We start from the raw sequence: 23,627 nt of genomic DNA, 5'->3' as shown, positions 1-23,627 counted from the left end.
CTTCCCAAGAAGCCCGCCTTGCCCGCCAAACTTCGGTGGCGCCGCAAATGTACTGGATTGCGCTTTCCCGGAGCAAGGCAGTGCATCAACTGCGTCACATACTGCGTCCCAGGCGAGAGTGGGTTGTGCGGGGAGCGGGGGAGCGGAGGTGGTAGAGTTGAGGGCGCACTGGCAAGCCTTGGCTCCATGCCCAACACAGTTGATAACCACAACGTCCCTCGCGGGCGTGGCGGTGCCTGCTGTAGGACATGCCCAGGTGCTGTAGCGAATGGGCCGCAATAGCCCCAACTCTCCACAATGGAGGCCAGGACACTATGTATTGCAAATATTGGAAGGACACAAGTGGCTAACAACACACGTGCCCGCCGGCAGGCCCGCCTTTCGCGCGCCCTCGGCATTGCTCTGACTCCGAAGGCAGCCAAGTACCTCGAGCGCCGTCCGTACGGCCCCGGTGAGCATGGTCGCGCCCGCAAGAAGCAGGACAGCGACTACGCGGTACGCTTGCGCGAAAAGCAGCGTCTGCGCGCCCAGTACGGCATCCGCGAAGCACAGATGACCCGTGCCTTCGAAGAAGCCAAGCACACCAAGGGCATGACCGGTGAGAACCTGGTTGAGATCTTGGAAACCCGTTTGGACGCCTTGGTTCTGCGTGCCGGCTTCGCCCGCACCACCGCCCAGGCTCGCCAGCTGGTTGTGCACCGACACATCATGGTTGACGGCGCCCGCGTGGACCGTCCGTCATTCCGCGTTGCCGAGGGTCAGTTGATCCACGTGCACCCGCGCAGCCAGTCCATGACGCCGTTGCAGCTGGCTGCAGCCGGCGCTCACCGCGACGTGCTCCCCGCCGTTCCGGCCTACCTTGACGTGAAGTTGGAAAGCCTCCAGGCCCGCCTGGTTCGCCGCCCGAAGCGTGTTGAGGTTCCCGTAACCTGTGAAGAGCAGCTGGTCGTTGAATTCTACTCACGCTAAATTCTTAGCGTCTGTGGTGCCGGATCGCTCCGGTTCGACCCAACAAAGCAGCCCGTGGCACGCGCCGCGGGCTGCTTTGTAGCTGTGGTGCACCGCATTGTCGGTAGGCTGTCGGGGGACACAAACGTTAGAAACACGTAAAGTGAGGCGGTTCTTTCATGACTGGAACAGATATTGCGGGACTGATTGCGGCAGGGGTGTTCGCCATTTTGGTTGCGCTTTTGGCCGTGCCCATTTTCAAGCTCGGAAAAGTCTTTGACGAAATTCGTGTCACCATCAAGCAAATTGGTGATGGCACAGTGCCCCTCATTGACGAGGTCACCACCACTGTCGCCACCACCAACACCCAGTTGACCAAGGTCGATGACATTTCCAGCAACATTTCCGACGCCACCGCCAACATCTCCGCCTTGTCCTCGCTTTTTGCCGCCACCCTCGGCTCGCCGCTCATTAAGGTCGCTGCGTTCTCCTATGGAGTGCGCCAGGCCTTCACCGGCAGCAGAAAACCAAAGCGCGCCCGCCGCAGCCGTTAAACTTAGAAACCCAACCATGACGGTGTATTGCAACAGATCCTGGAGAGAAACTCACCCATGAAGAAGATCTTTTGGCTTGGCGTCGGAATCACCATCGGCGTGGTCGTAGCCCGCAAGCTTGCCGCCGCCAAAGGCGCACTGGGCCCCCAAGGCCTGAACCGGGCTGTGGGTTCGATGAGCGACGCCGTACACGACTTTGCCGACGCCCTCCGGGACAATATGGACCAGCGTGAAACGGACTTGCGTGCCGCCCTGGGGCTGGACCCACAAAAGCCCAACGCCAAAGACCACAGCACGCCGCGCCACTAAATTTTGTTATGACAGAACTACTGAAGGAGCCACCAGGCCAATGAAATCGCACGACATTGCAGACCGCTGGATCACGTTCTTTGCCGGCAAGGGACACACCCCGGTGCCCTCTGCGTCGTTGATCTCCTCGGATCCGTCGCTGCTTTTCACCGTGGCCGGCATGGTGCCCTTCATTCCCTACCTCACCGCGCGTGAGGTGCCCCCCTACAAGCGTGCCACCAGCGTGCAAAAGTGCATCCGCACCGGCGACATCGACGAGGTCGGCAAGACCGTCCGGCACGGCACCTTCTTTCAGATGTGTGGCAACTTCTCCTTTGGCGACTACTTCAAGGAAACCGCCATCCCCTACGCCTGGGAACTGCTCACCAGCCCACTGGATCAGGGCGGCTTCGGCCTGCCCCCCGAGCGGCTCTGGGTCACCGTCTACAACGAAGACGACGAGGCCCTGGAGATTTGGCGCGATAAGGTAGGCGTCCCGGTGGAGCGCATCCAACGGATTGGCAAGGAAGATAACTACTGGTCCACCGGCCAGCCCGGCCCGGCCGGCCCCTGTTCGGAGATCTTTTACGACCGCGGCCCCGAGTACGGTGTGGAGGGCGGCCCCGTCGCCGACGAGACCCGGTACATTGAGATCTGGAACCTCGTGTTCATGCAGTACCAGATCGACAACGTCACCTCAAAGACCGATTTTGACGTGGTGGGTGAGCTGCCCAACAAGAACATTGACACCGGCCTCGGCCTGGAACGACTTGCCATGATCTTGCAGGGCGTTGAAAACATGTACGAGACGGACCAGATCCGCCCCGTGTTGGACAAGGCCGCCGAACTGGCCGCCAAGACGTACACTTCCACCGAGGACCCCGCCGACCCGCACCACACCGACGATGTCCGCTTGCGCGTGGTCGCCGATCACATCCGCTCCTCGCTGATGCTCATCTCCGACGGCGTCACCCCCTCCAACGAGGGCCGCGGCTATGTGTTGCGCCGCCTGATCCGCCGTGCCGTTCGTGCCATGCGCCTACTCGGGGTCGAAACGGCCGTGCTGCCTGAACTGCTGCCCGTTTCCCGTGACGCCATGAAGGGCGCCTACCCGGTGGTCGAAACCGACTTCGCCCGGATCGCGCGGATTGCGTACGCCGAGGAACGCTCCTTCCTGCGCACCATCGCCAGCGGCACCACACGCCTGGAAGAAGCCGTGAAGGAGTCCAAGGCAGCTAACACTTCTCTCTCCGCCGCGGAGGCTTTTGCCCTGCACGACACCTACGGCTTCCCGATCGATCTGACCTTGGAAATGGCGGGCGAGGCTGGACTGGCAGTCGATGAGGCCGGATTCCGCGCCCTCATGCTGGAGCAGCGTCAGCGGGCCCAGAAGGACGCCAAGACCAAGAAGAGCGGGCATGCCGACCTCACGGTATTCCACGAACTGTTAGCCAAGGGTGAGACCGTCTTCACCGGCTACACCGAACTGGAGGGGCAGGGCCGTGTGCGCTCCATCCTTTCCAGCGGTGCCGCCGTCAGCCACGCCTCCACAGGGGAGGAAGTCCAGATCGTCCTGGACGCTACCCCGTTCTACGCCGAGGCAGGCGGCCAGGCGGCGGACACGGGACTGATTACCGGCGACGGGTTCATCGTGGAAGTCTTGGATGTCCAAAAGCCCATCAAGGGCCTGAGCGTGCACAAGGCGATCGTGCGTGAGGGTGAACTGCCGGCGGACGCCTTGGTGCGTGCCGCCGTCGACCGCGAACGCCGCCATGCCGCAGAGCAGGCCCACACGGGAACTCACATTGTGCACGCCGCCCTGCACCAGATCCTGGGCCCGGAGGCGCTGCAGCGCGGCTCCTACAACAAGGCCGGCTACCTGCGCTTCGACTTCGCCTGGGGCGAGGGCCTGAGCGCCGCCACCCGTTCGGAAATTGAAGAGGTGGCCAACATTGCCATCCGCAACAACTTTCGCGTTGACACCAAGGTGATGGACCTGGACGCGGCCAAAGCCCTGGGCGCCATGGCCCTGTTCGGTGAGAACTATGGCTCCGAGGTGCGTGTTGTGGAGATCGACGGCGCCTGGTCCCGGGAGCTGTGCGGTGGCACCCATGTCGACAGCACCTCCCGGATCGGGTCCCTGACACTGCTCGGGGAGCAGTCCGTCGGCTCGGGCAACCGCCGCGTGGAGGCCTTTGTCGGCATGGACGCGTTCCGCCATCTCGCCGCCGAGCGCGCCCTGGTCTCCTCCCTCTCGGACATGCTCAAGGTCCCCTCGAACCTTCTGCCGGAGCGTGTGGCAGCCACCTTGGCCAAGTTGAAGACGGCGGAGAAGGAATTGGAGCGTCTGCGCAAGGAGCAGCTTGGCGCGGCCGCGGCCACCCTGGTCGGCACGGCGGTTGATGCCAGCGGCGTGCGTGTCATTGCGCACGACGCCGGCGAGGTCAGTGGCGCCGACGACCTCCGCGGGCTGGCCCTTGACCTGCGCAACCGGCTCGGCACTGCGCCGTCGGTCGTGGCGATCGCGGGGGCCAGCAACGGCCGACCCATCATCTTCATCGCCGCCAACGACGCCGCCCGCAGCCAGGCGGTCTCCGCAGGTGCCCTGGTGAAACTGGCGTCGGGCATCCTGGGCGGTGGTGGCGGTGGCAAGCCGGACATGGCCCAGGGGGGCGGCACGGATGTCACGGCAATTCCTGCGGCCCTGGTGTCCGTCACTGACGCCATCAAGAACCGCTGAGTCGCTTACGTGTCTGATTATCCCTACGGTGTGAAGCTTGGCGTTGATGTCGGCATGGTCCGGGTTGGCCTTGCCACCTGTGACCGTGAGGGGATCCTCGCCACACCCGTCAAGACCCTCTCTCGTGATGCGAAGAAGAACAGCGACATTCGCGTGGTGGTCAAGGAAACCCGTGAGCGGAACGCCGTGGAGGTTTTCGTGGGGCTCCCGCGCACCCTCAAGGGCGCCGAAAAGGCCTCCGCGGAGATGGCCCGGAGCTATGCCGCCCTGCTGGTCGTGGCCATGGAAGAGGCTGGACTGCAGGTTCCCGTCCGCCTGATCGACGAGCGCCTGACAACGGTCAGCGCCCATCAGGCGTTACACGCGGCTGGCCTCGGGAGCAGAGAACACCGTAAAGTAATAGATCAGGTCGCCGCTGTTGGAATCTTGCAGCAGGCAATTGACATGCAGAAGGCGCGCAACGCTAACGTTGGGGAACTGGTGCGTGCCCAGAAGCCGGACGTCCGTGCGTGACGCCCGGCCGTCCGGACAAGAAGAGAGTTCCGTCATCTCCACCTCACCACGAGTCTCGCAAGTCTCATCCATCAGGGAAGGAACAACACCATGAGTGAGATCTTCCCCAGCCGTGCTGCTGCGCGCCGCGCAGAACAAGCAGGCACCCACTCGCCGGACCCGGTGGAGGAGCCAGCCGCAGCCTGGGAGGATGAGCGGGATCAGCCCTTTTATGAGGAGCACCAGGAGCAGCCCTTTTATGAGGAGCACCTGGAGTATGAGGACCACCACGAACCCTCGCGCCGTAGCTCACGCGTGTCCAAACGTGTCCGCAAACGTCGCCGCACAGTAGTCTTTTTTCTTATTCTGGTCATGTTCGCCGCCGTAGTGTTCTTTGTTGTGCAATCGATCAAACCCATGCTGGGCGGTTTCACCGCAGCCGACTACCCGGGCCCGGGCACTGGCTCCGTGCAAGTCATGGTTCCGGCAGGGTCCTCGGCACGTTCGGTGGCCACCTTGCTGACAGCCAAGGACGTGGTGGCCAGCGAACAGGCGTTCGTTGACGCCCTCGCTGCAGCTGACGGAACCGGTTCGCTGCAACCGGGAGCCTTTGAGCTGCGATTGCAGATGAAGGCCGCAGACGCTGTCACGGTGCTGCTTGCCGGTGACCCCTCCAAGGTGCACTACGCTGCGGTGTCCCAGAATCTGCGCCTGGGCGAAACCCTTGCCCTGCTGGCCAAGAGCACAGGTATCCCCATCACCGAATTTGAAAGTCTTGCCAACAACCCGGCAGAATTTGGGTTGCCGGCGCAGGCCAAGAACCTTGAAGGCTACCTAGCTCCCGGGGAGTACCGGTTCCCCGTGGAGCTTGATGCCAAGGGGATTCTGGCTCAGATGGTGGCCGCAACCCAAAAGAATCTAGTCGCAGCAGGCGTGAGCGAACCGGCCCAACAATACCGGATCCTGACTATTGCCAGCATCATCGAGTTTGAGGGCAACGAGGCGAACTACGCCGAGATCTCCGGAGCCATCGAGAACCGCATCAACAACCCCAATGGGGAGACGCACGGCTTCCTGCAGTCCGACGCCACAGTGGTCTACGGGTTGGGCATCAAATCCTACAACCTGACACAGGCCCAAAAGGACGACAAATCAAACCTGTACAACACCTACGCCAACCCCGGCCTGCCCGTGGGGCCCATCGGCTCCCCGGGTGCGAAAGCCATTGTGGCTGCCGCGCACCCTCAGGCCAACCCGTACTACTTCTGGGTGACGGTGAACCTGAAGACCGGTGAGACGCTGTTCGCTACCACCTTTGCCGAACACCAGGCCAACGTGGCCAAATATGTTGCCTGGTGCACTGCCAATGCGGGCGAATGTGACAAGTGAGTGAAGCCCTGCGCGGGGCCGTGCTGGGGCACCCCATAGGGCACTCCAAGTCTCCGCAGCTGCACAGTGCCGCCTATGCGGCACTAGGGATCGATTACAACTATGCGGCGTTTGACGTGGAAGTGCCAGCGCTGGCCGCCTTCCTTGCAGAGGTCCGCAGTTCCGGCAAATGGTACGGGCTCTCGGTGACCATGCCCTTGAAAAACGCTGCCGTAGACCTTGTCGACGAGCTGACACCGGTGGCACGGGCGCTGGGCGCCGTGAATACTGTCATCGTCACCACGCACGACGGCGCCACGCACATGCGCGGCGACAACACCGATGTTGCGGGGATCGTCAAGGCCCTGCTCCATGCAGGGGTGAGGGAGCGCCCGAGGGCAGCGATTTTGGGTGGCGGCGGCACCGCCGTCTCAGCGGTTGCCGCACTCGGGGCGCTCAAGGCTCCTGTGGTGGACCTCTTTGTGCGCAATCGGGCCAAGGCCGGGGACACCCTGGAGGTGGCCAGGGCACTCGGGGTGCCCGCCGAGCTGGTGCCCTTCGACGGTGCGGCACACGCCCTAGCGGGCTATGACGTGGTGATTTCCACCCTTCCCCCCCACGGTGCGGACGCAGTGGCCGAAGAGTTCAGCACCCAGGCGGCCACCGTGTCCGGCGCCTGCTTGCTCGACGTGGCCTACGACCCCTGGCCCAGTGCCCTAGCCACCAGCTGGCAGGCCAAGGGCGGCACCGTGGTTCCGGGGATTGAGATGCTTTTGTATCAAGGCGTGGAACAAGTGAAACTGTTTGCCGGGGCCGGCGGGTATCAAGACCGCGTCACTGGACGCGTCGGGGACATCCTCAATGTGATGTGCGACGCACTTGGGCTGGCTCGGCGCCCCCCTTACGAATGGCACGCGTAGAACATGGCAGGATGGAGAGTATGTTGCGTTGGTTAACCGCCGGAGAATCACATGGCCCGGCCCTTGTGGGAATTATTGAAGGCGTCCCGGCCGGGGTTGAGCTCACCAGTGCCCTGATCCAGGATGCCCTGGCACGGCGCAGGCTTGGCTACGGCCGCGGCGCCCGCATGAAATTTGAGCAGGATATAGTCACCATCTTGGGTGGCGTCCGCCATGGCCTGACCCAAGGCGGTCCGGTGGCAATCCAGATCGCCAACTCCGAATGGCCCAAATGGGAACAGATCATGTCAGCGGACCCGGTGGACCCGGCCGAGCTGGCCAACCAGGCCCGCAACGCGCCTCTGACACGACCGCGCCCCGGCCACGCCGACTTCACGGGCATGCAAAAGTACGCCTTTGACGAAGCCCGCCCGGTCCTGGAACGTGCCAGCGCCCGCGAGACGGCCACACGTGTGGCACTCGGGGTGGTGGCCGCCCAAATCCTGGCCGCAGTAGGTGTCCGCCTTGTCAGCCACACCGTGCAGATTGCCGGCGTCGCCTCGCCCGAGGGGGCGGCCCTGCCCGTTTTTGCCGACGTTGCGGCCCTGGACGCGGACCCCTTGCGTTGCTTTGATACCGCCACGTCCGCAGCAATGGTGGCCGAGGTTGACGTGGCCCAGAAGCAAGGCGAAACCCTTGGTGGCGTCGTCGAGGTTTTGGCGTACGGCCTGCCGCCGGGCCTAGGCAGTTACGTGCACTGGGACCGCCGCCTGGACTCCCGCCTGGCGGGGGCCCTCATGGGTATCCAGGCCATCAAGGGTGTGGAGGTAGGTGACGGCTTTGCCACGGCGGCCCGCCGCGGCTCGGCCGCCCACGACGAGATTGAGCGCGACGGCGACGGCCGGATAGTGCGCACCTCCAACCGCGCAGGCGGCATTGAGGGCGGTATGAGCATCGGAGATGTGTTGCGCGTCCGCGCCGCCATGAAACCCATTGCCACGGTCCCGCGCGCCCTGAAGACCATCGATGTTGCCACGGGGGAGCCAGCCAAGGCCCACCATCAACGTTCGGATGTGTGCGCCGTGCCTGCCGCGGGTGTGGTGGCCGAGGCCATGACTGCACTGGTGCTGGCCGAGGCGCTGCTGGAGAAGTTCGGCGGGGACTCCATGCCCGAAACCGAGCGGAACATGAACAGTTACCTGGCCTCGATTCCGGTGAACTTGGACACGCTGGGGCTCTGATGGACGCCGCGACGGAGTGTGCGGAGAAACCGCATTATAGGCCCGGCCGCCCTATTGTCATGATTGGGCCCATGGCCGTCGGGAAGTCGGTGATTGGTTCGGAGCTGGCCCGTGCCCTGGGCATTGAATTCGTGGACACCGACCAGCGCATCGTCGCCAAGCACGGGGCCATCCCGCGCATTTTCTCGGCACGGGGCGAACACCATTTCCGGCAACTAGAGGCCCGTGCAGTGGCCCAAGTCCTGGACGCCGAGCAACCAAAAACCGTGGTGCTGTCCGTGGGTGGCGGGGCTGTTTTGGACTCGGGCACCCAGCAGTTGCTGGCCAAAACCACCGTGGTGTTCCTGCGGGCCACGCTGGAGACGGTGCGGGAACGGATCTTACGCACCAGCGGCCGGCCACTGCTGGCGGCAGACCCCGTGGAGACCTGGTCCCGCCTAGCCGCGGCCCGGGGCCCCGTCTATGCCCGCCTGGCTGACATCACCATCGATGTCAGCAACTCAAGTGTGCCGGAGCTGGTCACTCAGCTCATCAGCATGTTGGCCGAAGAATCAAGGAAAGAGAACCCCGAACAGTGAGCAGTGAAAACACAGTTATCAAGGTCACCGGGTCTGCCCCCACTGAGAACTACGACGTCGTGGTGGGCCGTGGGCTGTTGGCTAATCTTCCCGAGCTGTTGGGGGAGCGCGTCAAGCGGGTCCTGGTGATTCATCCCCGAGCGTTGCGGCTGACCGGGGACACCGTCCGCGACGACCTCGAGGCTTCTGGCTTCACCACCCTCACGGCCGAAATTCCCGACGCCGAAGAGGGCAAGCACATCCAGGTCGCAGCGTTTTGCTGGCAGGTCCTAGGACAAAACGACTTCACCCGATCGGACGCCATTGTGGCGGTGGGCGGCGGTGCCGTGACCGACGTCGCCGGTTTTGTCGCCGCCACGTGGCTGCGAGGGGTCAGGGTCATCAACATGCCCACGTCGCTGCTGGGCATGGTCGACGCGGCAGTGGGGGGCAAGAACGGCATCAACACCGCTGAGGGCAAGAACCTGGTGGGCACCTTCTACCCGCCAGCTGGCGTGTTGGTGGACCTGGACACCCTGGACACTCTGCCGCCCAACGAGCTGATATCCGGCATGGCTGAGGTGGTCAAGTGCGGTTTCATCGCCGACCCTGCGATCTTGGACCTGATCGAGGCCAACCCCGAGGCGATCAAGGACACCCGCTCAGAGGTGTTGCGTGAACTCATTGAACGGGCTATCACCGTCAAGGCCACCGTGGTGTCCCAGGACCTGCACGAATCGGGGCTGCGCGAGACACTGAACTACGGCCACACCCTGGGCCATGCCATTGAACTGGTTGAACGCTACTCCTGGCGGCACGGGGCCGCCGTGTCGGTGGGCATGATGTTCGCCGCTGAGCTGGCCCGCAGTGTGGGCCGTCTCAGCGACGCCGACGCCGACCGTCACAGGAGCATCCTTGAGCAGCTGGGCCTGCCGCTGACCTACCGCAAGGACCGCTGGCAGGCCCTGCTGGATGGGATGCGCCGGGACAAAAAGACCCGCGGTGACCTGTTGCGCTTCGTTGTCTTGGACGGTATCGGCAAACCCGGAATTCTTGACGTCCCGGACACCTCACTGCTCTTTGCCGCTTACCAGGAGATTGCGTCCTAAGTGGGACTGAAGGATTGGCCGTCGGCGGGCTTCCCGGGCACCGCATTGAACCCGCAAACACTGCTGCCGGAGGTTGTCGACGAGGACAAGTGTGAGCAGGCGCTGGAACTCTCCGCGGACCCCGCGGACCACATCTTTGTCCTGCTGGCCCGCGGACTCACCGCCGAGGCCGCGGAGATGGCGGCCGATGCCCGCCTGACCGATCCGGAGTCAGTGCGCCTGCAAGTCCTCGATGCCGAAGTACTCCGGGCAACCAAGCACTTCGACAGGGCCGAGCGCCTGCTCAAGGCCCTACTGCCTGAGGTGGCGGGGACCTCCGTGGAGGCATGGATTTACCAGCAACTGGGGAAGGTGTACTTCAGCAGCGGCAGGTATGGGCCGGCCGCGAAGAGTTTCTCCACGGCACTGCAGCAGCGGGTTGCGGCAGGGGCCGATGCAAGCGCCATCTATTCCTCCACCGTGTCCTTACAACGTGCCCTGGACCTGGCCGAGAGTACCTGAGAGCGTCCAGGCATGTGCCGGTGCGCACTTCACGGCGGAAAAGTAGCAGTTCGCTGGCGCCGTGCGGTAGTATGATCAATGGATTTTTGATAACACTTATACGTAAGAGGCGACCTTTGGCAACGACTAACGACATTAAGAATGGCACCGTCCTCAAGCTTGAGGGACAGCTCTGGAACGTCATTGAGTTCCAGCACGTCAAGCCGGGCAAGGGCGGCGCGTTTGTCCGCACCAAGATGCGCAACATCCTCTCCGGCAAGGTTGTCGACAAGACGTTCAACGCCGGCTTGAAGATCGAAACAGCCACAGTGGACCGCTCCGATTACCAGTACCTGTATCAGGATGGCGAAGACTTCGTCTTCATGGACAACCAGAACTACGACCAACTGACTGTTTCGGCCAAGACTGTCGGGGATGCCACCAACTTCTTGTTGGAAAACATCAACGTCACCATTGCTTTGCACGAAGGCACCCCGCTGTACATTGAGTTGCCTCCGTCGGTGCAGCTGCGCATCACCTACACCGAGCCCGGTCTGCAGGGTGACCGCTCCTCCGCCGGAACCAAGCCCGCCACGGTGGAGACCGGCTACGAGATCCAGGTTCCTTTGTTCGTTGACAACGACACCCTCGTCAAGGTTGATACCCGTGACGGCAGCTACTTGGGACGTGTAAGCGAGTAGTGGCAAGCGCTCAAACTAGCCCCACGGGCAAACCCAACTCGGCGCGGAGCAAGGCTCGCCGCCGCGCCTTGGACATCTTGTTCGAGGCCGAACAACGTGACGTAAGTGCGCTTTCAGCAATGACGGCGCGGCGCATCGTTGCCGATCAGGTCATCAACGTGTACACGGTAGACCTTGTTGAAGGCGTCACGGCCATGCAGGAAAGCATCGATGAGTACCTGCAGACGTACTCGCAGGGCTGGACGCTGGAACGCATGCCGGCCGTCGATCGCATCATCCTGCGCATCGGCACGTGGGAGCTGTTGTTCAACGATGACGTTCCCGACGCCGTCGCTGTCAGTGAGGCGGTCGAGTTGGCCAAGACGCTCTCCACCGACGAGTCCCCCCAGTTCGTCAACGGACTCCTGGGCCGCCTGCAACAGGTCAAGCCAACCCTGCTGGCCTGATCCCCGCACCCTCCTACACGTAGCAAGCTCGGCGTGGGGCCCTTACAAAGAACCCGCACCTGGATCTCGTTTCCGGGTGCGGGTCAGTTGTTTAAGGCCGGCTAGCTGTGGGGCGGCCAATTTGGCTGGTACCTGCTCGCCTGGAGCTGCCGTGCGCGCCAGAGCGCTGCGGCGTGCTGGCCCAGAAGTTCCCCACGTGTGGCGGTTGAGCGGTTGAGTAGTTCCAGCTCCTGGGCCTGTGCCGCAGTGAACCGGGCGGCGCCAGCGCGGCCCGGGGCGCCCTTGGCGTCGACCAGCAACCGGTTCCTGGTGAATGCCAAACGGGTGGCGAGGCGAATCAGTTCCTTCATGGCCGGCCCCGCCCCGAAGCTCTTGGCCCATGTCAGCGCATGACGCCGGCCGGAACCTGTTGCGAGCATCGGCACCTCTTGGGGGCTGAACCACCCTGACGGCACATAGTCGGCCAGTCGCTCCCGGGTGAGTTTTGCCTCCGAGCGGCGCAACAACACGATGACACCAATGAAGGATACGAAGATGGGCACCTGCAGCATCAGGTACATCACAAAGAAGCTCCCGCCGATGAAGGTCAGGCCGTTCCACAAACCGTGCAACAACATGGCTGGAATCAGCCCCACCGCCCAGGCGCCCAGCACCATTGCGGTACCGCCGCGGCGTGCAGCGTAGCCAACGCAGATGCCCAGGGCGCCCGTGAACATGACATGGGCAAATGGTGACATTAGCCCGCGCATCACGAAGGTCCCCACGAGGGCCCCGGCAAGGCCGTCGCCTTCGGCCCAGGCGTTGCCAAAGTAGAGGATGTTCTCGGTGAAGGCGAAGCCTGCTGCAATGATGCCGGCATAGACCAGCCCGTCGATGGGACCGTCAAAGGTGCGTCGGCGCAGGAAAAACAACAGCAGCACCCCGGCACCCTTGCAAAGCTCTTCCACCAGTGGAGCCTGGACGACGGCGCCGATCACGTCGGAATCCGTTGAGGCGTTACTTGCGATGAGCAGCAGCGGCTGCACCCAGCTGCCCAGGATCAAGGTGGTGATGACGGCCATGCCGGCGCCCCAGCAGAAGCCAAGCAACAAGGCGGTCTTCGGTTCAGGCTCCCAACGGTCAATCCACACTAGGGCGGCAACGCAGATGCTTAAGGGAATCATTGCCAGTGCCCCGCAGATCAGGAATACGCTGACACCAATGGACCACGCAAAGACGGTCAGGGTTCCCGCAGTGACCAGGATCAGCACACACAACAAGATGATGTTAGTCACCTTCAGGCCGGTGCCCTTGTGCCGGTGCTTCACCGGTGGGGCGTGCATCCAATACTCCGGCGACGGAGCGCCTGGAGCGCCCGTACCTCCCGCCGCGGCGTAGGCGGGTGCGGCCAGCGGCTGGGATGCTGGCGCCAGCGGCGCCTGGGCGTAGTGCGGTTGCGCCAGCGGTGCGCCGTCGCCTGGACGCTGCCGGTCGGGGTTGTTGCCTTGGGGATGCGGCGCCCGCCCTGGTTCAGTCATACCCCTAACACTAGGGCCAAGGGCGGGCCGCTCCAAAGGGCAGCACACCCCGCCGGGGGCGGGAGAGAGGGGGCGCTGTGGTAGATTTGGCGGTGCAAACATCCTTTTAATTCCGTCCTGTGAGGCGGGGAAAGGGGGCCTGAGGTAATGACTAGCTCCTCTATGCCTTTTGAGCTTGTACCTAGCAGCTTCACAGTACCCAGCAGCTCCATAGTATCCAGCGACTCCACTGCAGTACCCAGCGACTCCACTGCGGTGGGAGAGAACGCAGGGGGCGCCGGAGCTTCCTCCCGTGTGGTGTTGAGCGCCGCAGACATCGACAGGGCGTTGACCCGGATCGCTTATGAGATTTTGGAAGCGAACAAGGGCTCGGAAAACCTCCTCTTGTTGGGCATCCCGCGCCGCGGCTACCCTCTTGCCCAGCGGTTGGCCGCCAAACTAGCTGCCACCGATCCGAGCATCGACCCGGCAGCCATCGTGGGCCAGCTTGACGTCACCATGTTCCGAGACGATCTAGCCCACCAACCCACCCGTGCCCCCCAGCGCACCCAGCTTCCGGTCTCCGGCATCGATAACAAGGTCATCGTCCTCGTTGATGACGTCCTGTACTCGGGACGGACCATCCGGGCCGCCCTGGACGCATTAGTGGATTTGGGCCGGCCGCGGGCAGTGCGCCTGGCCGTCCTGGTGGATCGCGGCCACCGTGAACTGCCCATCCGGGCCGATCATGTGGGCAAGAACCTGCCCACCTCCTCCAGTGAAAAAGTCCGGGTTCGGCTTGCCGAGATCGACGGCGCGGATGTCACCGACGAAGTGGTTATTGAGGCTGGCGCATGAGGCATCTGCTGGGAACTGAACAGCTGAGCCGTGAGCATACGCTGGCCATCTTGGACACCGCCCAGGAGATGGCTGCCGTGGGGGAGCGGGAAATTAAAAAGCTTCCCGCCCTGCGTGGACGAACCGTGGTGAACTTGTTCTTTGAGGACTCCACCCGCACGCGAATCTCCTTCGAAGCCGCGGCGAAACGCCTCTCCGCGGATGTCATCAACTTCAGTGCGAAGGGCTCCTCGGTGTCCAAGGGGGAATCCCTGAAGGACACCGCCCAGACCCTGCAGGCCATGGGCGCGGACGCCGTCGTTATCCGGCATTGGGCCTCGGGTGCCCCGGCCCGCCTGGCCACCTCCGGCTGGATCGACGCGGCCGTCATCAATGCCGGTGACGGCACCCACGCCCACCCCACACAGGCCCTGCTTGACGCTTTCACGATGCGTGCGCACTGGTCCAAGCTGCAAGGCATCCCCTCGGTGGGGGCTGACCTGTCGGGCATGCGGGTTCTCATCGCAGGGGATGTGCTGCACTCCCGGGTGGCCCGCTCCAACGTGTGGCTGCTGCGTACCCTGGGTGCCCACGTTACCTTGGTGGCCCCGCCCACCTTGCTGCCGGTCGGCGTCGAGCATTGGCCCTGCGAGGTCACTTATGACCTCGATGCCGCCCTGGACAAAGGAGTTGACGCGGTCATGATGCTGCGCGTGCAGGCCGAACGCATGAACGCCTCCTTCTTCCCATCCACCCGCGAGTATGCCCGCCGGTGGGGATTTGACGATGCACGCCTGGCAAGGCTGGACGCGCTCGATCTCAAGGACACCATCATCATGCACCCCGGCCCCATGAACCGTGGCCTGGAAATCTCCTCGGCGGCGGCGGACTCCCCGCGCTCGACAGTGCTGGCTCAAGTGCGCAACGGCGTTTCGGTGCGCATGGCCGCGCTGTACCTGCTCCTGTCCGGAGATTTGCGCGAAACCCCCACCACGCCCTCTGTAAAGGACCATTCATGACGAACCGCAGTTATTTGATCCGCTCAGCGTCCCTGCTGGGGAAGGAAACCGCCGACCTGCTCATCGCCGGCGGAGTCATCACCGCAGTCGGAAAAGATCTCGGCGCCGAGGTGGTCAGTGACGCCACTGTCATCGACGCGAGCGGCCTGGTCGCTTTGCCCGGCCTGGTTGACCTGCACACCCACCTGCGCGAGCCGGGACGCGAGGACGCCGAAACGGTTGAAACTGGGACCCGTGCGGCCGCCCTGGGCGGGTTCACCGCAGTGCATGCCATGGCCAACAGCTCACCCGTGGCCGACACCGCCGGCGTCGTGGAGCAGGTTCACTCCCTCGGCATCGAATCGGGCTGGGTGGACGTTCGCCCCGTCGGCGCCGTCACGGTGGGACTGGCCGGCAAGCAACTCGCCGAGCTGGGCGCCATGGCTGATTCCCGGGCCCGTGTCCGGGTGTTCTCCGACGACGGCATCTGCGTCAGCGACCCTGTTCTGATGCGCCGGGCGTTGGAATATGTCAAGGCGTTCGACGGCGTCATTGCCCAGCATGCGCAGGAGCCCCGCCTCACCGAGGGTGCCCAGATGAACGAGGGCAAGGTCTCGGCAGTCCTGGGCCTGGCCGGCTGGCCTGCCGTTGCCGAGGAGTCGATCATCGCCCGCGACGTGCTGCTGGCCCAGCACGTGGGCTCCCGCCTGCACGTGTGTCACGTGTCCACAGCCGGTTCGGTGGAGATCATCCGCTGGGCCAAGGAGCGCGGCATCAAAGTCACCGCCGAGGTCACCCCGCATCACCTGATGCTGACTGAGGAACTGGTCCGCAGCTACAACCCCGTCTACAAGGTCAACCCGCCGCTGCGCGCCGACGCGGACGTGCACGCCCTGCGTGCTGCCTTGGCCGATGGCACCATCGACATTGTCGGAACCGACCATGCTCCGCATCCCAGCGAAGCCAAGGAATGCGAGTGGGCGTCCGCGGCCATGGGCATGACCGGTCTGGAAACCGCGCTATCTGTGGTGCAGGACGCCATGATCGAGACCGGCTTGATGACGTGGGGCGACTTTGCGCGTGTCACCTCCACCGCACCGGCGGCCATCGGCCAGCTGGCTGACCAAGGCCGGCCGCTGGCCGTCGGGGAGCCGGCGAACATCGTCCTGGTTGACCCGGGCGCCCGCTGGAACGTGGACCCGTACGCCATGGCGACCAAGGGCCGTAACTCCCCGTTCGCGGGCATGGAGTTGCCAGGGAAGGTTGTGGCGACGTTCTTCCGCGGCCACCCCACGGTGCTCGACGGCGTGTTGAACACGCCCTACCGTTATGAGTCCAACTAGTGGGCGAACGGACCATCCCGGCGATCCTCACGCTCCTGCTGATCGTGGTCATCTTTGGGATGATGGGTTGGGGCTGGCGGAACAAGCTCAAGCGGCAGGCCGATGTGCCGCAGCTTCCCGCAGTCCCCGACAATCTGGGTGCGCCCACCCTGATTGTGGCCGGACAGTACGTCACCACCACCTCCACCGGCGACTGGCTGGACCGGATTGCCGTTCACCGGCTGGGTGTGCGCACCCCGGCGGAGCTGAGCATCCACCCCGAGGGCGTGCTGGTGCGGCGCAGGGGGGCCCCGGAGGTGTTCATCGCCAGGGCGGCCCTGACGGAAGTCACCACGCAGGCTGGCATGGCCGGCAAGTTTGTGGAAAAAGACGGACTGGTGGTCATGAGCTGGCTACTGGGTCAGATGAGCGTGGACACGGGATTTAGGACCCATGAGGCTGCTGCAAAACGCCCCCTGATCCAGGCTTTGAGTGAATTGGCTTCGAATGAATTGTTGGACGGTGTCCAAGACATTTCCGACGCCGACATAAGCAGAAAGAACGATGAGAATGAGTGAAGCAACCATGCCTGCACAGGCGCTACTGATACTTGAAGACGGCCGTACATTCCGCGGCACCAGCTACGGAGCGCAGGGCACCGCCCTGGGCGAGGCGGTCTTCACCACCGGCATGACCGGCTACCAAGAGACCCTCACGGACCCCTCCTATGCCCGCCAGCTGATCGTCCAGACGGCCCCGCACATCGGCAACACCGGTGTCAACGCAGCCGACAATGAGTCCACGAAGATCTGGGCAGCCGGCTACGTGGTCCGTGACGCGGCCCGCCGCCCGTCCAACTGGCGCTCCGAGGGAACGCTCGACGACGAGCTCATCACCCACGGCGTCGTCGGCATCCAGGGTGTTGACACCCGTGCCATCACCCGGCACCTGCGCGAACGCGGCGCCATGAAGGCCGGAATCTTTTCCGGGGCCGACGCGTTGCGTCCCGGGGCCGAACTGCTGGCCGAGGTGAACGCCCAGCCGTCCATGGAGGGCCTTGCGCTGGCTGAAGAGGTCAGCACCAAGGAAGCGTTCGTCGTCGAGCCTGCAGACCACGGCTGGGATGGGGAGGCGCTGTTCACCATCGTCGCCCTCGACCTGGGCATGAAGGCTATGACCCCGGCCCGCTTCGCCGAGCGCGGCGTACGCCTGCACGTGCTGCCGGCAACCACCAGCTTCGATGACGCGATGGCCTTGAACCCCGACGGCGTCTTCATCTCCAACGGCCCCGGCGACCCCGCAACCGCGGACCGCCAGGTCGCGTTTGTGCGCAGCTTCCTCGACGCGGACGTGCCCTACTTTGGTATCTGCTTCGGCAACCAGATCCTGGGCCGCGCCCTGGGCTTTGGCACCTACAAGCTGCGCTACGGCCACCGCGGCATGAACCAGCCCGTCATGGACCGCAGCACAGGCAAGGTGGAGATCACCAGCCAAAACCACGGCTTTGCCGTCGACGCGCCCCTGGATGGGCCGGCTTTGGCCCCTGAAGAACGCTTTGGCCGGGTCGAGGTCAGCCACATCAGCCTCAACGACCAGGTGGTGGAAGGCCTGTCCTGCCTGGATATCCCCGCCTTCTCCGTCCAATACCACCCCGAAGCAGCGGCCGGCCCGCACGACGCCGCCTACCTCTTTGACCGGTTCATCGCGATGATGACCGCCAGCAAGACATCAGATGCCAGCAAGACCACACAGAGCCATTCCACACAGAGCCATTCCACACAGAGCCAGGAAGCCAAGTAATGCCGAAGAGAGAAGATCTTAAGTCCGTACTGGTCATTGGATCCGGTCCCATTGTGATCGGCCAGGCCGCAGAGTTTGACTACTCCGGCACCCAGGCGCTGCGTGTTTTGAAGGAAGAGGGACTGCGGGTCATCCTCGTGAACTCCAACCCGGCCACCATCATGACCGACCCCGAGTTCGCCGACGCCACCTACGTGGAACCCATCACCCCCGAGGTGATTGAGAAGATCATCGCCAAGGAACGCCCCGACGCCATCCTGCCGACCCTAGGCGGTCAGACGGCTCTGAACGCCGCCATCGCACTGGACAAGAACGGCGTGTTGGCCAAGTACAACGTGGAGCTGATCGGCGCGAACATCGCAGCCATCGAGCTGGGCGAGGACCGCGAAAAGTTCAAGGGCGTCGTGGAGCGTTGCGGCGCCGAGTCCGCCCGCAGCCACATCATCCACACCATCGAGGAAGCCTTCGCGGCAGCCGAGGACCTTGGCTATCCCATGGTGGTGCGCCCCTCCTTCACCATGGGCGGGCTCGGCTCCGGACTGGCCTACACGCCGTCGGACCTCACTCGCATCGTGGGCCAGGGCCTGCAGTACAGCCCGACCACCGAGGTTTTGCTCGAAGAGAGCATCCTGGGCTGGAAGGAATACGAGCTGGAGATGATGCGCGATAAGAACGACAACGTCGTTGTTGTGTGCTCCATTGAAAACTTTGACCCGGTCGGCGTGCACACAGGCGATTCCATCACGGTGGCCCCGGCCATGACCCTGACGGACCGTGAATACCAGAACCTGCGCGACATCTCCATTGCCATCATCCGCGAGGTGGGCGTGGACACCGGCGGCTGCAACATCCAGTTCGCCATTGAGCCCGACACGGGGCGTGTCGTCGTCATTGAGATGAACCCGCGAGTGTCCCGCTCCTCGGCACTGGCCTCGAAGGCGACCGGCTTCGCCATCGCCAAGATCGCCACGAAGCTTTCCCTGGGCTACACCCTCGATGAGATCCCCAACGACATCACACAGAAGACCCCGGCGTCGTTCGAGCCGGCCCTGGACTATGTTGTTGTCAAGGTCCCGCGCTTCGCCTTTGAGAAGTTCCCTGCGGCCGACACCACCTTGACCACCACCATGAAGAGCGTCGGCGAGGCCATGGCCATGGGCCGCAACTTCACCGAGGCGCTGCAGAAGGCGCTGCGTTCCCTGGAGCAAAAGGGTGCCAGCCTGGACTTCTCATCAGTCAACGCCCTAGATGTCCCCGAGCTGATCGAGTTGTCCAAGCGGCCCACCACGGAGCGCCTGTCCCAGGTCCAGCGCGCCCTGCTCGGCGGTGCCACGGTTGAAGAACTGTACACGGCCACAGGGATTGACCCCTGGTTCCTGGACCAGCTGGTGCTGCTGAACGAGATCGCTGTGCAGATCCGCCAGTCCACAGCCCTGACCCCGGAAATGTTGAAACTAGCCAAACGCCACGGCTTCTCCGACGCCCAGATCGGGTCCCTGACGCACAACACCGAGGCCGTCGTCCGCGGCGTGCGCCAAGCCCTGAACATCCGCCCCGTCTACAAGACAGTTGACACGTGTGCGGCCGAATTCAACGCCTACACCCCGTATCACTACTCCTCCTACGATGAGGAAGATGAGATTGCGCTGCATGAAAAGCCGTCGATCATCATCCTGGGCTCGGGCCCGAATCGCATCGGCCAGGGCATTGAGTTTGACTACTCCTGCGTGCACGCCTCCATGGCATTGCGCAAGGCCGGCTACGAGACCGTCATGGTCAACTGCAACCCGGAAACCGTCTCCACTGACTACGACGTCTCCACCCGCCTATACTTTGAGCCGCTGACGCTTGAAGATGTGCTGGAGGTCATCGCGGCAGAGGAGCGCACCGGTGGTGTGATGGGCGTGTTCGTGCAGCTGGGCGGGCAGACACCGCTGAAGCTGGCACAGGAACTGGCCGACGCCGGTGTGCCCATCTTGGGCACGTCCCCGGAAGCCATCGACCTGGCCGAGCACCGGGGCATGTTCTCCCGCGTCCTCGATGAAGCCGGCCTGATCGCCCCGAAAAATGGCACGGCCGTGTCCTTCAATGACGCCAAGAAGATCGCTGATGAGATCGGCTATCCGGTCCTGGTGCGCCCGTCCTACGTTTTGGGTGGCCGCGGCATGGAGATCGTCTACGATGAGGCGAACCTCTCCCGCTACATCAAGAACGCCACGGAAATCACCCAGGCGCACCCGGTGTTGATCGACAGGTTCCTCGAAGACGCCATCGAGATTGACGTTGACGCGCTCTTCGACGGCAAGGACATGTACCTTGGCGGCATCATGGAGCACATCGAAGAGGCGGGTATCCACTCCGGTGACTCCGCCTGTGTGCTTCCGCCCATCACCTTGGGCAAGGACGTCCAGGAACGGGTTCGGGTGGCCACCCGTGCCATCGCCGAAGGCGTGGGCGTGCGCGGGCTGATCAACATCCAGTTCGCCCTGGCCGCGGACATCCTGTACGTGCTCGAGGCCAACCCGCGCGCCTCCCGCACCGTCCCATTCGTTTCCAAGGCGACAGGCGTGCAGATGGCCAAGGCCGCTGCGCTGATCGGTGTTGGCGTGTCCATCGCCCATCTGCGTAGCGTCCACCACATCCTCCCCGAGGTGGGCGACGGCGGCACCTTGCCGGACAGTGCCCCTGTGGCCGTGAAGGAAGCGGTCATGCCGTTCAACCGTTTCCGCACCGTGGAGGGCCACGTCGTGGACTCACTGCTGGGCCCGGAAATGCGCTCCACCGGCGAGGTCATGGGCATTGACAAGCACTTTGACACGGCGTTCGCCAAGAGTCAGGCCGGGGCCAATAACGCCCTGCCCGTCTCAGGCAAGATCTTTGTCTCTGTCGCCAACCGCGACAAACGCAACATCATCATGGCCGTCAAGCGCCTGGCCGACCTCGGCTACGAGATCGTCTCCACGGGCGGCACGGCCGATCTGCTACGGCGCAACGGCGTCGCCTCCACCACGGTGAGAAAAATCGCTGAAGGCACCTCGGCTGAAGGTGAAGGAACCATTGTTGACCTGATCAACAACGGAGAGATCGACATGATCTTCAACACCCCCTCAGGCGGCCAGGCCCGCGGTGACGGCTACGAGATCCGCGCAGCGGCCGTCTCCAACGGCAGGCCCTGCATCACCACTGTGGCCGAGTTCAACGTGGCCGTCCAAGCCATGGAGGCGCTGCGCACCTACGAATGGGATGTCACCAGCTTGCAGGAACACGCGAAGGTTCTGGCAGCCGGCCAGGCGGTTCAGAACAATCAGGCGCTGCTGCATGCCAAATAAGGACGACGGCGGTCCGGGCTCGACCACCGGTGGTCCAGCTAGTTCAAAACCCGGCGGACACGCACCCTTCGGTTCACGGCTCGCCGCAGCCATGGCCGCCAGAGGCCCCTTGTGTGTGGGCATCGACCCGCACCCGGGACTCCTGGCGGCGTGGGGCTTGACGGACTCGCCCCAGGGTTTGAGAACTTTCTCACAGACAGTGTTGGAGGCCGTGGCGCCGCTGGCGGCAGCCATCAAGCCGCAGGTTGCCTTGTACGAGCGGCACGGCTCGGCCGGTCTGGCAGCACTCGAGGAGCTCCTGGCCGCCTCCGCGCAGGCAGAGGTGTTGACGATTGCCGACGCCAAGCGCGGGGACATTGGCTCCACCATGGCAGGCTACGCCGATGCGTGGCTGCGCGATGGTTCCTCTCTGGCGGCAGACTCGGTGACGCTAAGCCCGTACTTGGGGTTTGAGTCGCTGCGTCCTGCACTTGATCTGGCGGCGTCGTCGGGTCGTGGTGTGTTTGTGCTCGCACTGACCTCCAACCCTGAAGGTGCCTCGGTGCAGCATGTGGGTGGGAGCGAGTCGGTGGCCTGGCGCATTGTGCGGGCGGCAACGCTAGAAAATCAGCGCTATGCAGCGGATGCTCTGGGCTCGGTAGGACTGGTGGTGGGTGCCACTGTCGGTTCCGCCCTCACGGACCTGGGCATTGATTTAGCAGCGGTTCACGGGCCCATACTGGCCCCGGGGCTTGGTGCTCAAGGGGCCACGGGCGCGGATATGCGTGCAACTTTTGGCCCCGCATACCCGGCCGTCCTGGCTACCTCAAGCCGGGGCATCCTGGCTGCCGGGCCGGATCTGTTGGCCCTGCGAGAGGCGACGGCACAGACCCTGCTCGGTCTGTAGATGGAACGGGTCATCATCGCCCTGCAGGATGCTGGCCCAGCGGATTGATTTTCCGGCCCCGGTACGGATAGGTTCATGGGATAGGGTTCCATGCGCAGGGCCCTGTCAAAGAGCCCTGCCACCGGCCCAGGAAGATTTTGTCCGCACCGCTGCCACCGCAAGGAGCCTTTTCGTGAGTTTGCCGTCATTGACTGACCAAGAACGCGCAGAAGCACTCCAGAAGGCCGCGGCGGCCCGTACCGTCAGGTCCCGGATCAAGGCCGAGTTGAAGTCCGGGATGGTTTCCGTTGCCGCCGTCATCGCGGCGGCAGGCGAGGAACCGGCCCTAGGCAGGCTTAAAGTGACAGACTTATTGGAAGCCCTTCCGGGCATTGGAAAGGTACGTGCAACAGTGATTATGAGCGAGCTGGGGATTTCCCCAAGTCGCAGGGTGCGGGGCCTGGGCGTCCACCAGCGCCGTGCCCTGGTGGACTATCTGGGGCAGGTGCTGTGAGCGCCCAAGGCAACACGGTGCACGTGCCAGGTGAGAACACCACCCGCATCAAGCCCCGCAGCGGTGTGACCGTGCTGGCTGGCCCCACCGCCGTGGGAAAGGGGACGGTGTCAACGTTTATTCGGGACAACTACCCGCAAGTGTGGCTTTCTGTCTCCGCCACGACCCGCCCGGCCCGGCCCGGCGAGATTGAAGGGGTGCACTACTTCTTCAAGACGGCCCAAGAGTTCGATGCGCTGATCGAGCACGGTGACCTGCTGGAGTGGGCTGTGGTCCACGGCCAAAACCGCTATGGAACCTTGCGCAGCACCGTCGAAGCAGCCGTCCAGGCCGGCCGATGCGTGCTGTTGGAGATTGATTTGCAAGGCGCCCGGCAGGTAAAAGCAGCCATGCCGGAGGCCGATTTCGTGTTCCTGTCACCACCCAGCTGGGCCGAACTTGTCCGCCGGCTAGTGGGACGCGGCACAGAAACGCAGCAGGAGCAGCAACGGCGGCTGGAAACAGCTAAACTGGAACTTGCTGCCCAACCGGAGTTTGATTACACCATCGTCAACGATGATGTAAGCCGGGCCGCAGCCGAGCTTGTCACCTTGATGGGCCTTACGCCCAGCCACGTTGATTAACCGTGCCTCACCCCATACAC

The 23,627-nt window shown here is 63.7% G+C and carries 23 protein-coding genes; 22 read left to right on the top strand and 1 reads right to left on the bottom strand.

Annotation, left to right across the window (positions count from 1 at the left end):
- Positions 1-342: 342 nt before the first annotated feature.
- The 13 genes from rpsD to nusB all read left to right on the top strand — a co-directional run bounded on the left by rpsD (position 343) and on the right by nusB (position 11,823).
- Positions 343-969, top strand: coding sequence for a 30S ribosomal protein S4 (gene rpsD / locus AOC05_RS07610; RefSeq protein ID WP_062006715.1), 627 nt, complete (start codon positions 343-345; stop codon positions 967-969).
- A 158-nt stretch (positions 970-1,127) separates the two neighbouring features.
- Positions 1,128-1,502, top strand: a complete 375-nt coding sequence (locus tag AOC05_RS07605) for a DUF948 domain-containing protein (RefSeq protein ID WP_062006714.1) — start codon at positions 1,128-1,130, stop codon at positions 1,500-1,502.
- A 57-nt stretch (positions 1,503-1,559) separates the two neighbouring features.
- Positions 1,560-1,811, top strand: a complete 252-nt coding sequence (locus tag AOC05_RS07600; RefSeq protein WP_062006713.1) for a hypothetical protein — start codon at positions 1,560-1,562, stop codon at positions 1,809-1,811.
- Between the two features lie 40 nt (positions 1,812-1,851).
- The gene (gene alaS, locus AOC05_RS07595; protein ID WP_062006712.1) at positions 1,852-4,530 is read left to right on the top strand and encodes an alanine--tRNA ligase; all 2,679 of its coding nucleotides are present in this window, start codon (positions 1,852-1,854) and stop codon (positions 4,528-4,530) included.
- A gap of 54 nt (positions 4,531-4,584) precedes the next feature.
- Positions 4,585-5,043, top strand: a complete 459-nt coding sequence (gene ruvX, locus AOC05_RS07590; RefSeq protein WP_082358150.1) for a Holliday junction resolvase RuvX — start codon at positions 4,585-4,587, stop codon at positions 5,041-5,043.
- 90 nt (positions 5,044-5,133) lie between these two features.
- Positions 5,134-6,411, top strand: coding sequence for an endolytic transglycosylase MltG (gene mltG / locus AOC05_RS07585; protein WP_082357833.1), 1,278 nt, complete (start codon positions 5,134-5,136; stop codon positions 6,409-6,411).
- Positions 6,408-7,310: a shikimate dehydrogenase gene (locus tag AOC05_RS07580; protein WP_062006710.1), complete on the top strand. Its 903-nt coding sequence runs from the start codon at positions 6,408-6,410 to the stop codon at positions 7,308-7,310. Before mltG ends, AOC05_RS07580 begins: the two co-directional genes overlap by 4 nt.
- Positions 7,311-7,330: 20 nt before the next feature.
- Positions 7,331-8,530, top strand: coding sequence for a chorismate synthase (aroC, locus tag AOC05_RS07575; RefSeq protein ID WP_062006709.1), 1,200 nt, complete (start codon positions 7,331-7,333; stop codon positions 8,528-8,530).
- A gap of 71 nt (positions 8,531-8,601) precedes the next feature.
- Entirely contained in the window at positions 8,602-9,108 is a 507-nt protein-coding gene (locus tag AOC05_RS07570; protein WP_231687198.1) for a shikimate kinase, read from the top strand.
- Positions 9,105-10,196, top strand: a complete 1,092-nt coding sequence (gene aroB, locus AOC05_RS07565; RefSeq protein WP_062006707.1) for a 3-dehydroquinate synthase — start codon at positions 9,105-9,107, stop codon at positions 10,194-10,196. Before AOC05_RS07570 ends, aroB begins: the two co-directional genes overlap by 4 nt.
- Entirely contained in the window at positions 10,197-10,697 is a 501-nt protein-coding gene (locus AOC05_RS07560; RefSeq protein ID WP_062006706.1) for a tetratricopeptide repeat protein, read from the top strand.
- A gap of 116 nt (positions 10,698-10,813) precedes the next feature.
- On the top strand, positions 10,814-11,377 hold the full coding sequence (gene efp / locus AOC05_RS07555) for an elongation factor P (RefSeq protein ID WP_062006705.1): 564 nt from the start codon (positions 10,814-10,816) through the stop codon (positions 11,375-11,377).
- A complete protein-coding gene (gene nusB / locus AOC05_RS07550) occupies positions 11,377-11,823 on the top strand; it encodes a transcription antitermination factor NusB (RefSeq protein WP_062006704.1) in 447 nt (148 codons plus the stop codon). The genes efp and nusB overlap by 1 nt, the downstream gene beginning before the upstream one ends.
- A 101-nt stretch (positions 11,824-11,924) precedes the next feature.
- On the opposite strand, the gene AOC05_RS07545 is transcribed toward nusB, so the two are convergent.
- Entirely contained in the window at positions 11,925-13,340 is a 1,416-nt protein-coding gene (locus AOC05_RS07545) for a PrsW family intramembrane metalloprotease (RefSeq protein ID WP_062006703.1), read from the bottom strand.
- A 147-nt stretch (positions 13,341-13,487) separates the two neighbouring features.
- On the opposite strand from AOC05_RS07545, the gene pyrR reads away from it, so the two are divergent.
- The 9 genes from pyrR (at position 13,488) to gmk (ending at position 23,607) form a co-directional block, all read left to right on the top strand.
- Positions 13,488-14,177 (top strand): bifunctional pyr operon transcriptional regulator/uracil phosphoribosyltransferase PyrR, encoded by a 690-nt coding sequence (pyrR, locus tag AOC05_RS07540; RefSeq protein WP_230085252.1) that lies wholly within the window; start codon positions 13,488-13,490, stop codon positions 14,175-14,177.
- The gene (locus tag AOC05_RS07535; protein WP_062006702.1) at positions 14,174-15,175 is read left to right on the top strand and encodes an aspartate carbamoyltransferase catalytic subunit; all 1,002 of its coding nucleotides are present in this window, start codon (positions 14,174-14,176) and stop codon (positions 15,173-15,175) included. The genes pyrR and AOC05_RS07535 overlap by 4 nt, the downstream gene beginning before the upstream one ends.
- Positions 15,172-16,497, top strand: a complete 1,326-nt coding sequence (locus tag AOC05_RS07530) for a dihydroorotase (RefSeq protein WP_062006701.1) — start codon at positions 15,172-15,174, stop codon at positions 16,495-16,497. The genes AOC05_RS07535 and AOC05_RS07530 overlap by 4 nt, the downstream gene beginning before the upstream one ends.
- Positions 16,497-17,054 (top strand): hypothetical protein, encoded by a 558-nt coding sequence (locus tag AOC05_RS07525; RefSeq protein WP_230085251.1) that lies wholly within the window; start codon positions 16,497-16,499, stop codon positions 17,052-17,054. The genes AOC05_RS07530 and AOC05_RS07525 overlap by 1 nt, the downstream gene beginning before the upstream one ends.
- Entirely contained in the window at positions 17,041-18,276 is a 1,236-nt protein-coding gene (gene carA / locus AOC05_RS07520; RefSeq protein ID WP_062006700.1) for a glutamine-hydrolyzing carbamoyl-phosphate synthase small subunit, read from the top strand. Before AOC05_RS07525 ends, carA begins: the two co-directional genes overlap by 14 nt.
- The gene (carB, locus tag AOC05_RS07515; RefSeq protein WP_062006699.1) at positions 18,276-21,605 is read left to right on the top strand and encodes a carbamoyl-phosphate synthase large subunit; all 3,330 of its coding nucleotides are present in this window, start codon (positions 18,276-18,278) and stop codon (positions 21,603-21,605) included. The genes carA and carB overlap by 1 nt, the downstream gene beginning before the upstream one ends.
- Before the next feature lie 91 nt (positions 21,606-21,696).
- A complete protein-coding gene (pyrF, locus tag AOC05_RS07510; protein ID WP_230085671.1) occupies positions 21,697-22,491 on the top strand; it encodes an orotidine-5'-phosphate decarboxylase in 795 nt (264 codons plus the stop codon).
- Positions 22,492-22,663: 172 nt separating this feature from the next.
- Positions 22,664-22,984, top strand: a complete 321-nt coding sequence (gene mihF, locus AOC05_RS07505) for an integration host factor, actinobacterial type (RefSeq protein WP_062006697.1) — start codon at positions 22,664-22,666, stop codon at positions 22,982-22,984.
- A 47-nt stretch (positions 22,985-23,031) separates the two neighbouring features.
- Positions 23,032-23,607, top strand: a complete 576-nt coding sequence (gmk, locus tag AOC05_RS07500; protein WP_062009505.1) for a guanylate kinase — start codon at positions 23,032-23,034, stop codon at positions 23,605-23,607.
- Positions 23,608-23,627 lie beyond the last annotated feature (20 nt).

Source organism: Arthrobacter alpinus (assembly GCF_001294625.1).
Taxonomy (GTDB): domain Bacteria; phylum Actinomycetota; class Actinomycetes; order Actinomycetales; family Micrococcaceae; genus Specibacter; species Specibacter alpinus_A.
The sequence above is the reverse complement of the archived record's forward strand: the minus strand, read 5'-3'. Positions and strand labels throughout refer to the sequence as shown.

Bases quoted from the DNA above. Each gene is read 5' to 3' on its own strand.
- aroC (WP_062006709.1), top strand. From the start codon at position 7,331: ATGTTGCGTTGGTTAACCGCCGGAGAATCACATGGCCCGGCCCTTGTG.
- carA (WP_062006700.1), top strand. From the start codon at position 17,041: ATGAGAATGAGTGAAGCAACCATGCCTGCACAGGCGCTACTGATACTT.
- AOC05_RS07535 (WP_062006702.1), top strand. From the start codon at position 14,174: ATGAGGCATCTGCTGGGAACTGAACAGCTGAGCCGTGAGCATACGCTG.
- pyrF (WP_230085671.1), top strand. From the start codon at position 21,697: ATGGCCGCCAGAGGCCCCTTGTGTGTGGGCATCGACCCGCACCCGGGA.
- carB (WP_062006699.1), top strand. From the start codon at position 18,276: ATGCCGAAGAGAGAAGATCTTAAGTCCGTACTGGTCATTGGATCCGGT.
- alaS (WP_062006712.1), top strand. From the start codon at position 1,852: ATGAAATCGCACGACATTGCAGACCGCTGGATCACGTTCTTTGCCGGC.
- AOC05_RS07600 (WP_062006713.1), top strand. From the start codon at position 1,560: ATGAAGAAGATCTTTTGGCTTGGCGTCGGAATCACCATCGGCGTGGTC.
- AOC05_RS07545 (WP_062006703.1), bottom strand. From the start codon at position 13,340: ATGACTGAACCAGGGCGGGCGCCGCATCCCCAAGGCAACAACCCCGAC.
- AOC05_RS07570 (WP_231687198.1), top strand. From the start codon at position 8,602: ATGGCCGTCGGGAAGTCGGTGATTGGTTCGGAGCTGGCCCGTGCCCTG.
- AOC05_RS07605 (WP_062006714.1), top strand. From the start codon at position 1,128: ATGACTGGAACAGATATTGCGGGACTGATTGCGGCAGGGGTGTTCGCC.
- AOC05_RS07530 (WP_062006701.1), top strand. From the start codon at position 15,172: ATGACGAACCGCAGTTATTTGATCCGCTCAGCGTCCCTGCTGGGGAAG.
- mltG (WP_082357833.1), top strand. From the start codon at position 5,134: ATGAGTGAGATCTTCCCCAGCCGTGCTGCTGCGCGCCGCGCAGAACAA.
- ruvX (WP_082358150.1), top strand. From the start codon at position 4,585: ATGGTCCGGGTTGGCCTTGCCACCTGTGACCGTGAGGGGATCCTCGCC.
- pyrR (WP_230085252.1), top strand. From the start codon at position 13,488: ATGACTAGCTCCTCTATGCCTTTTGAGCTTGTACCTAGCAGCTTCACA.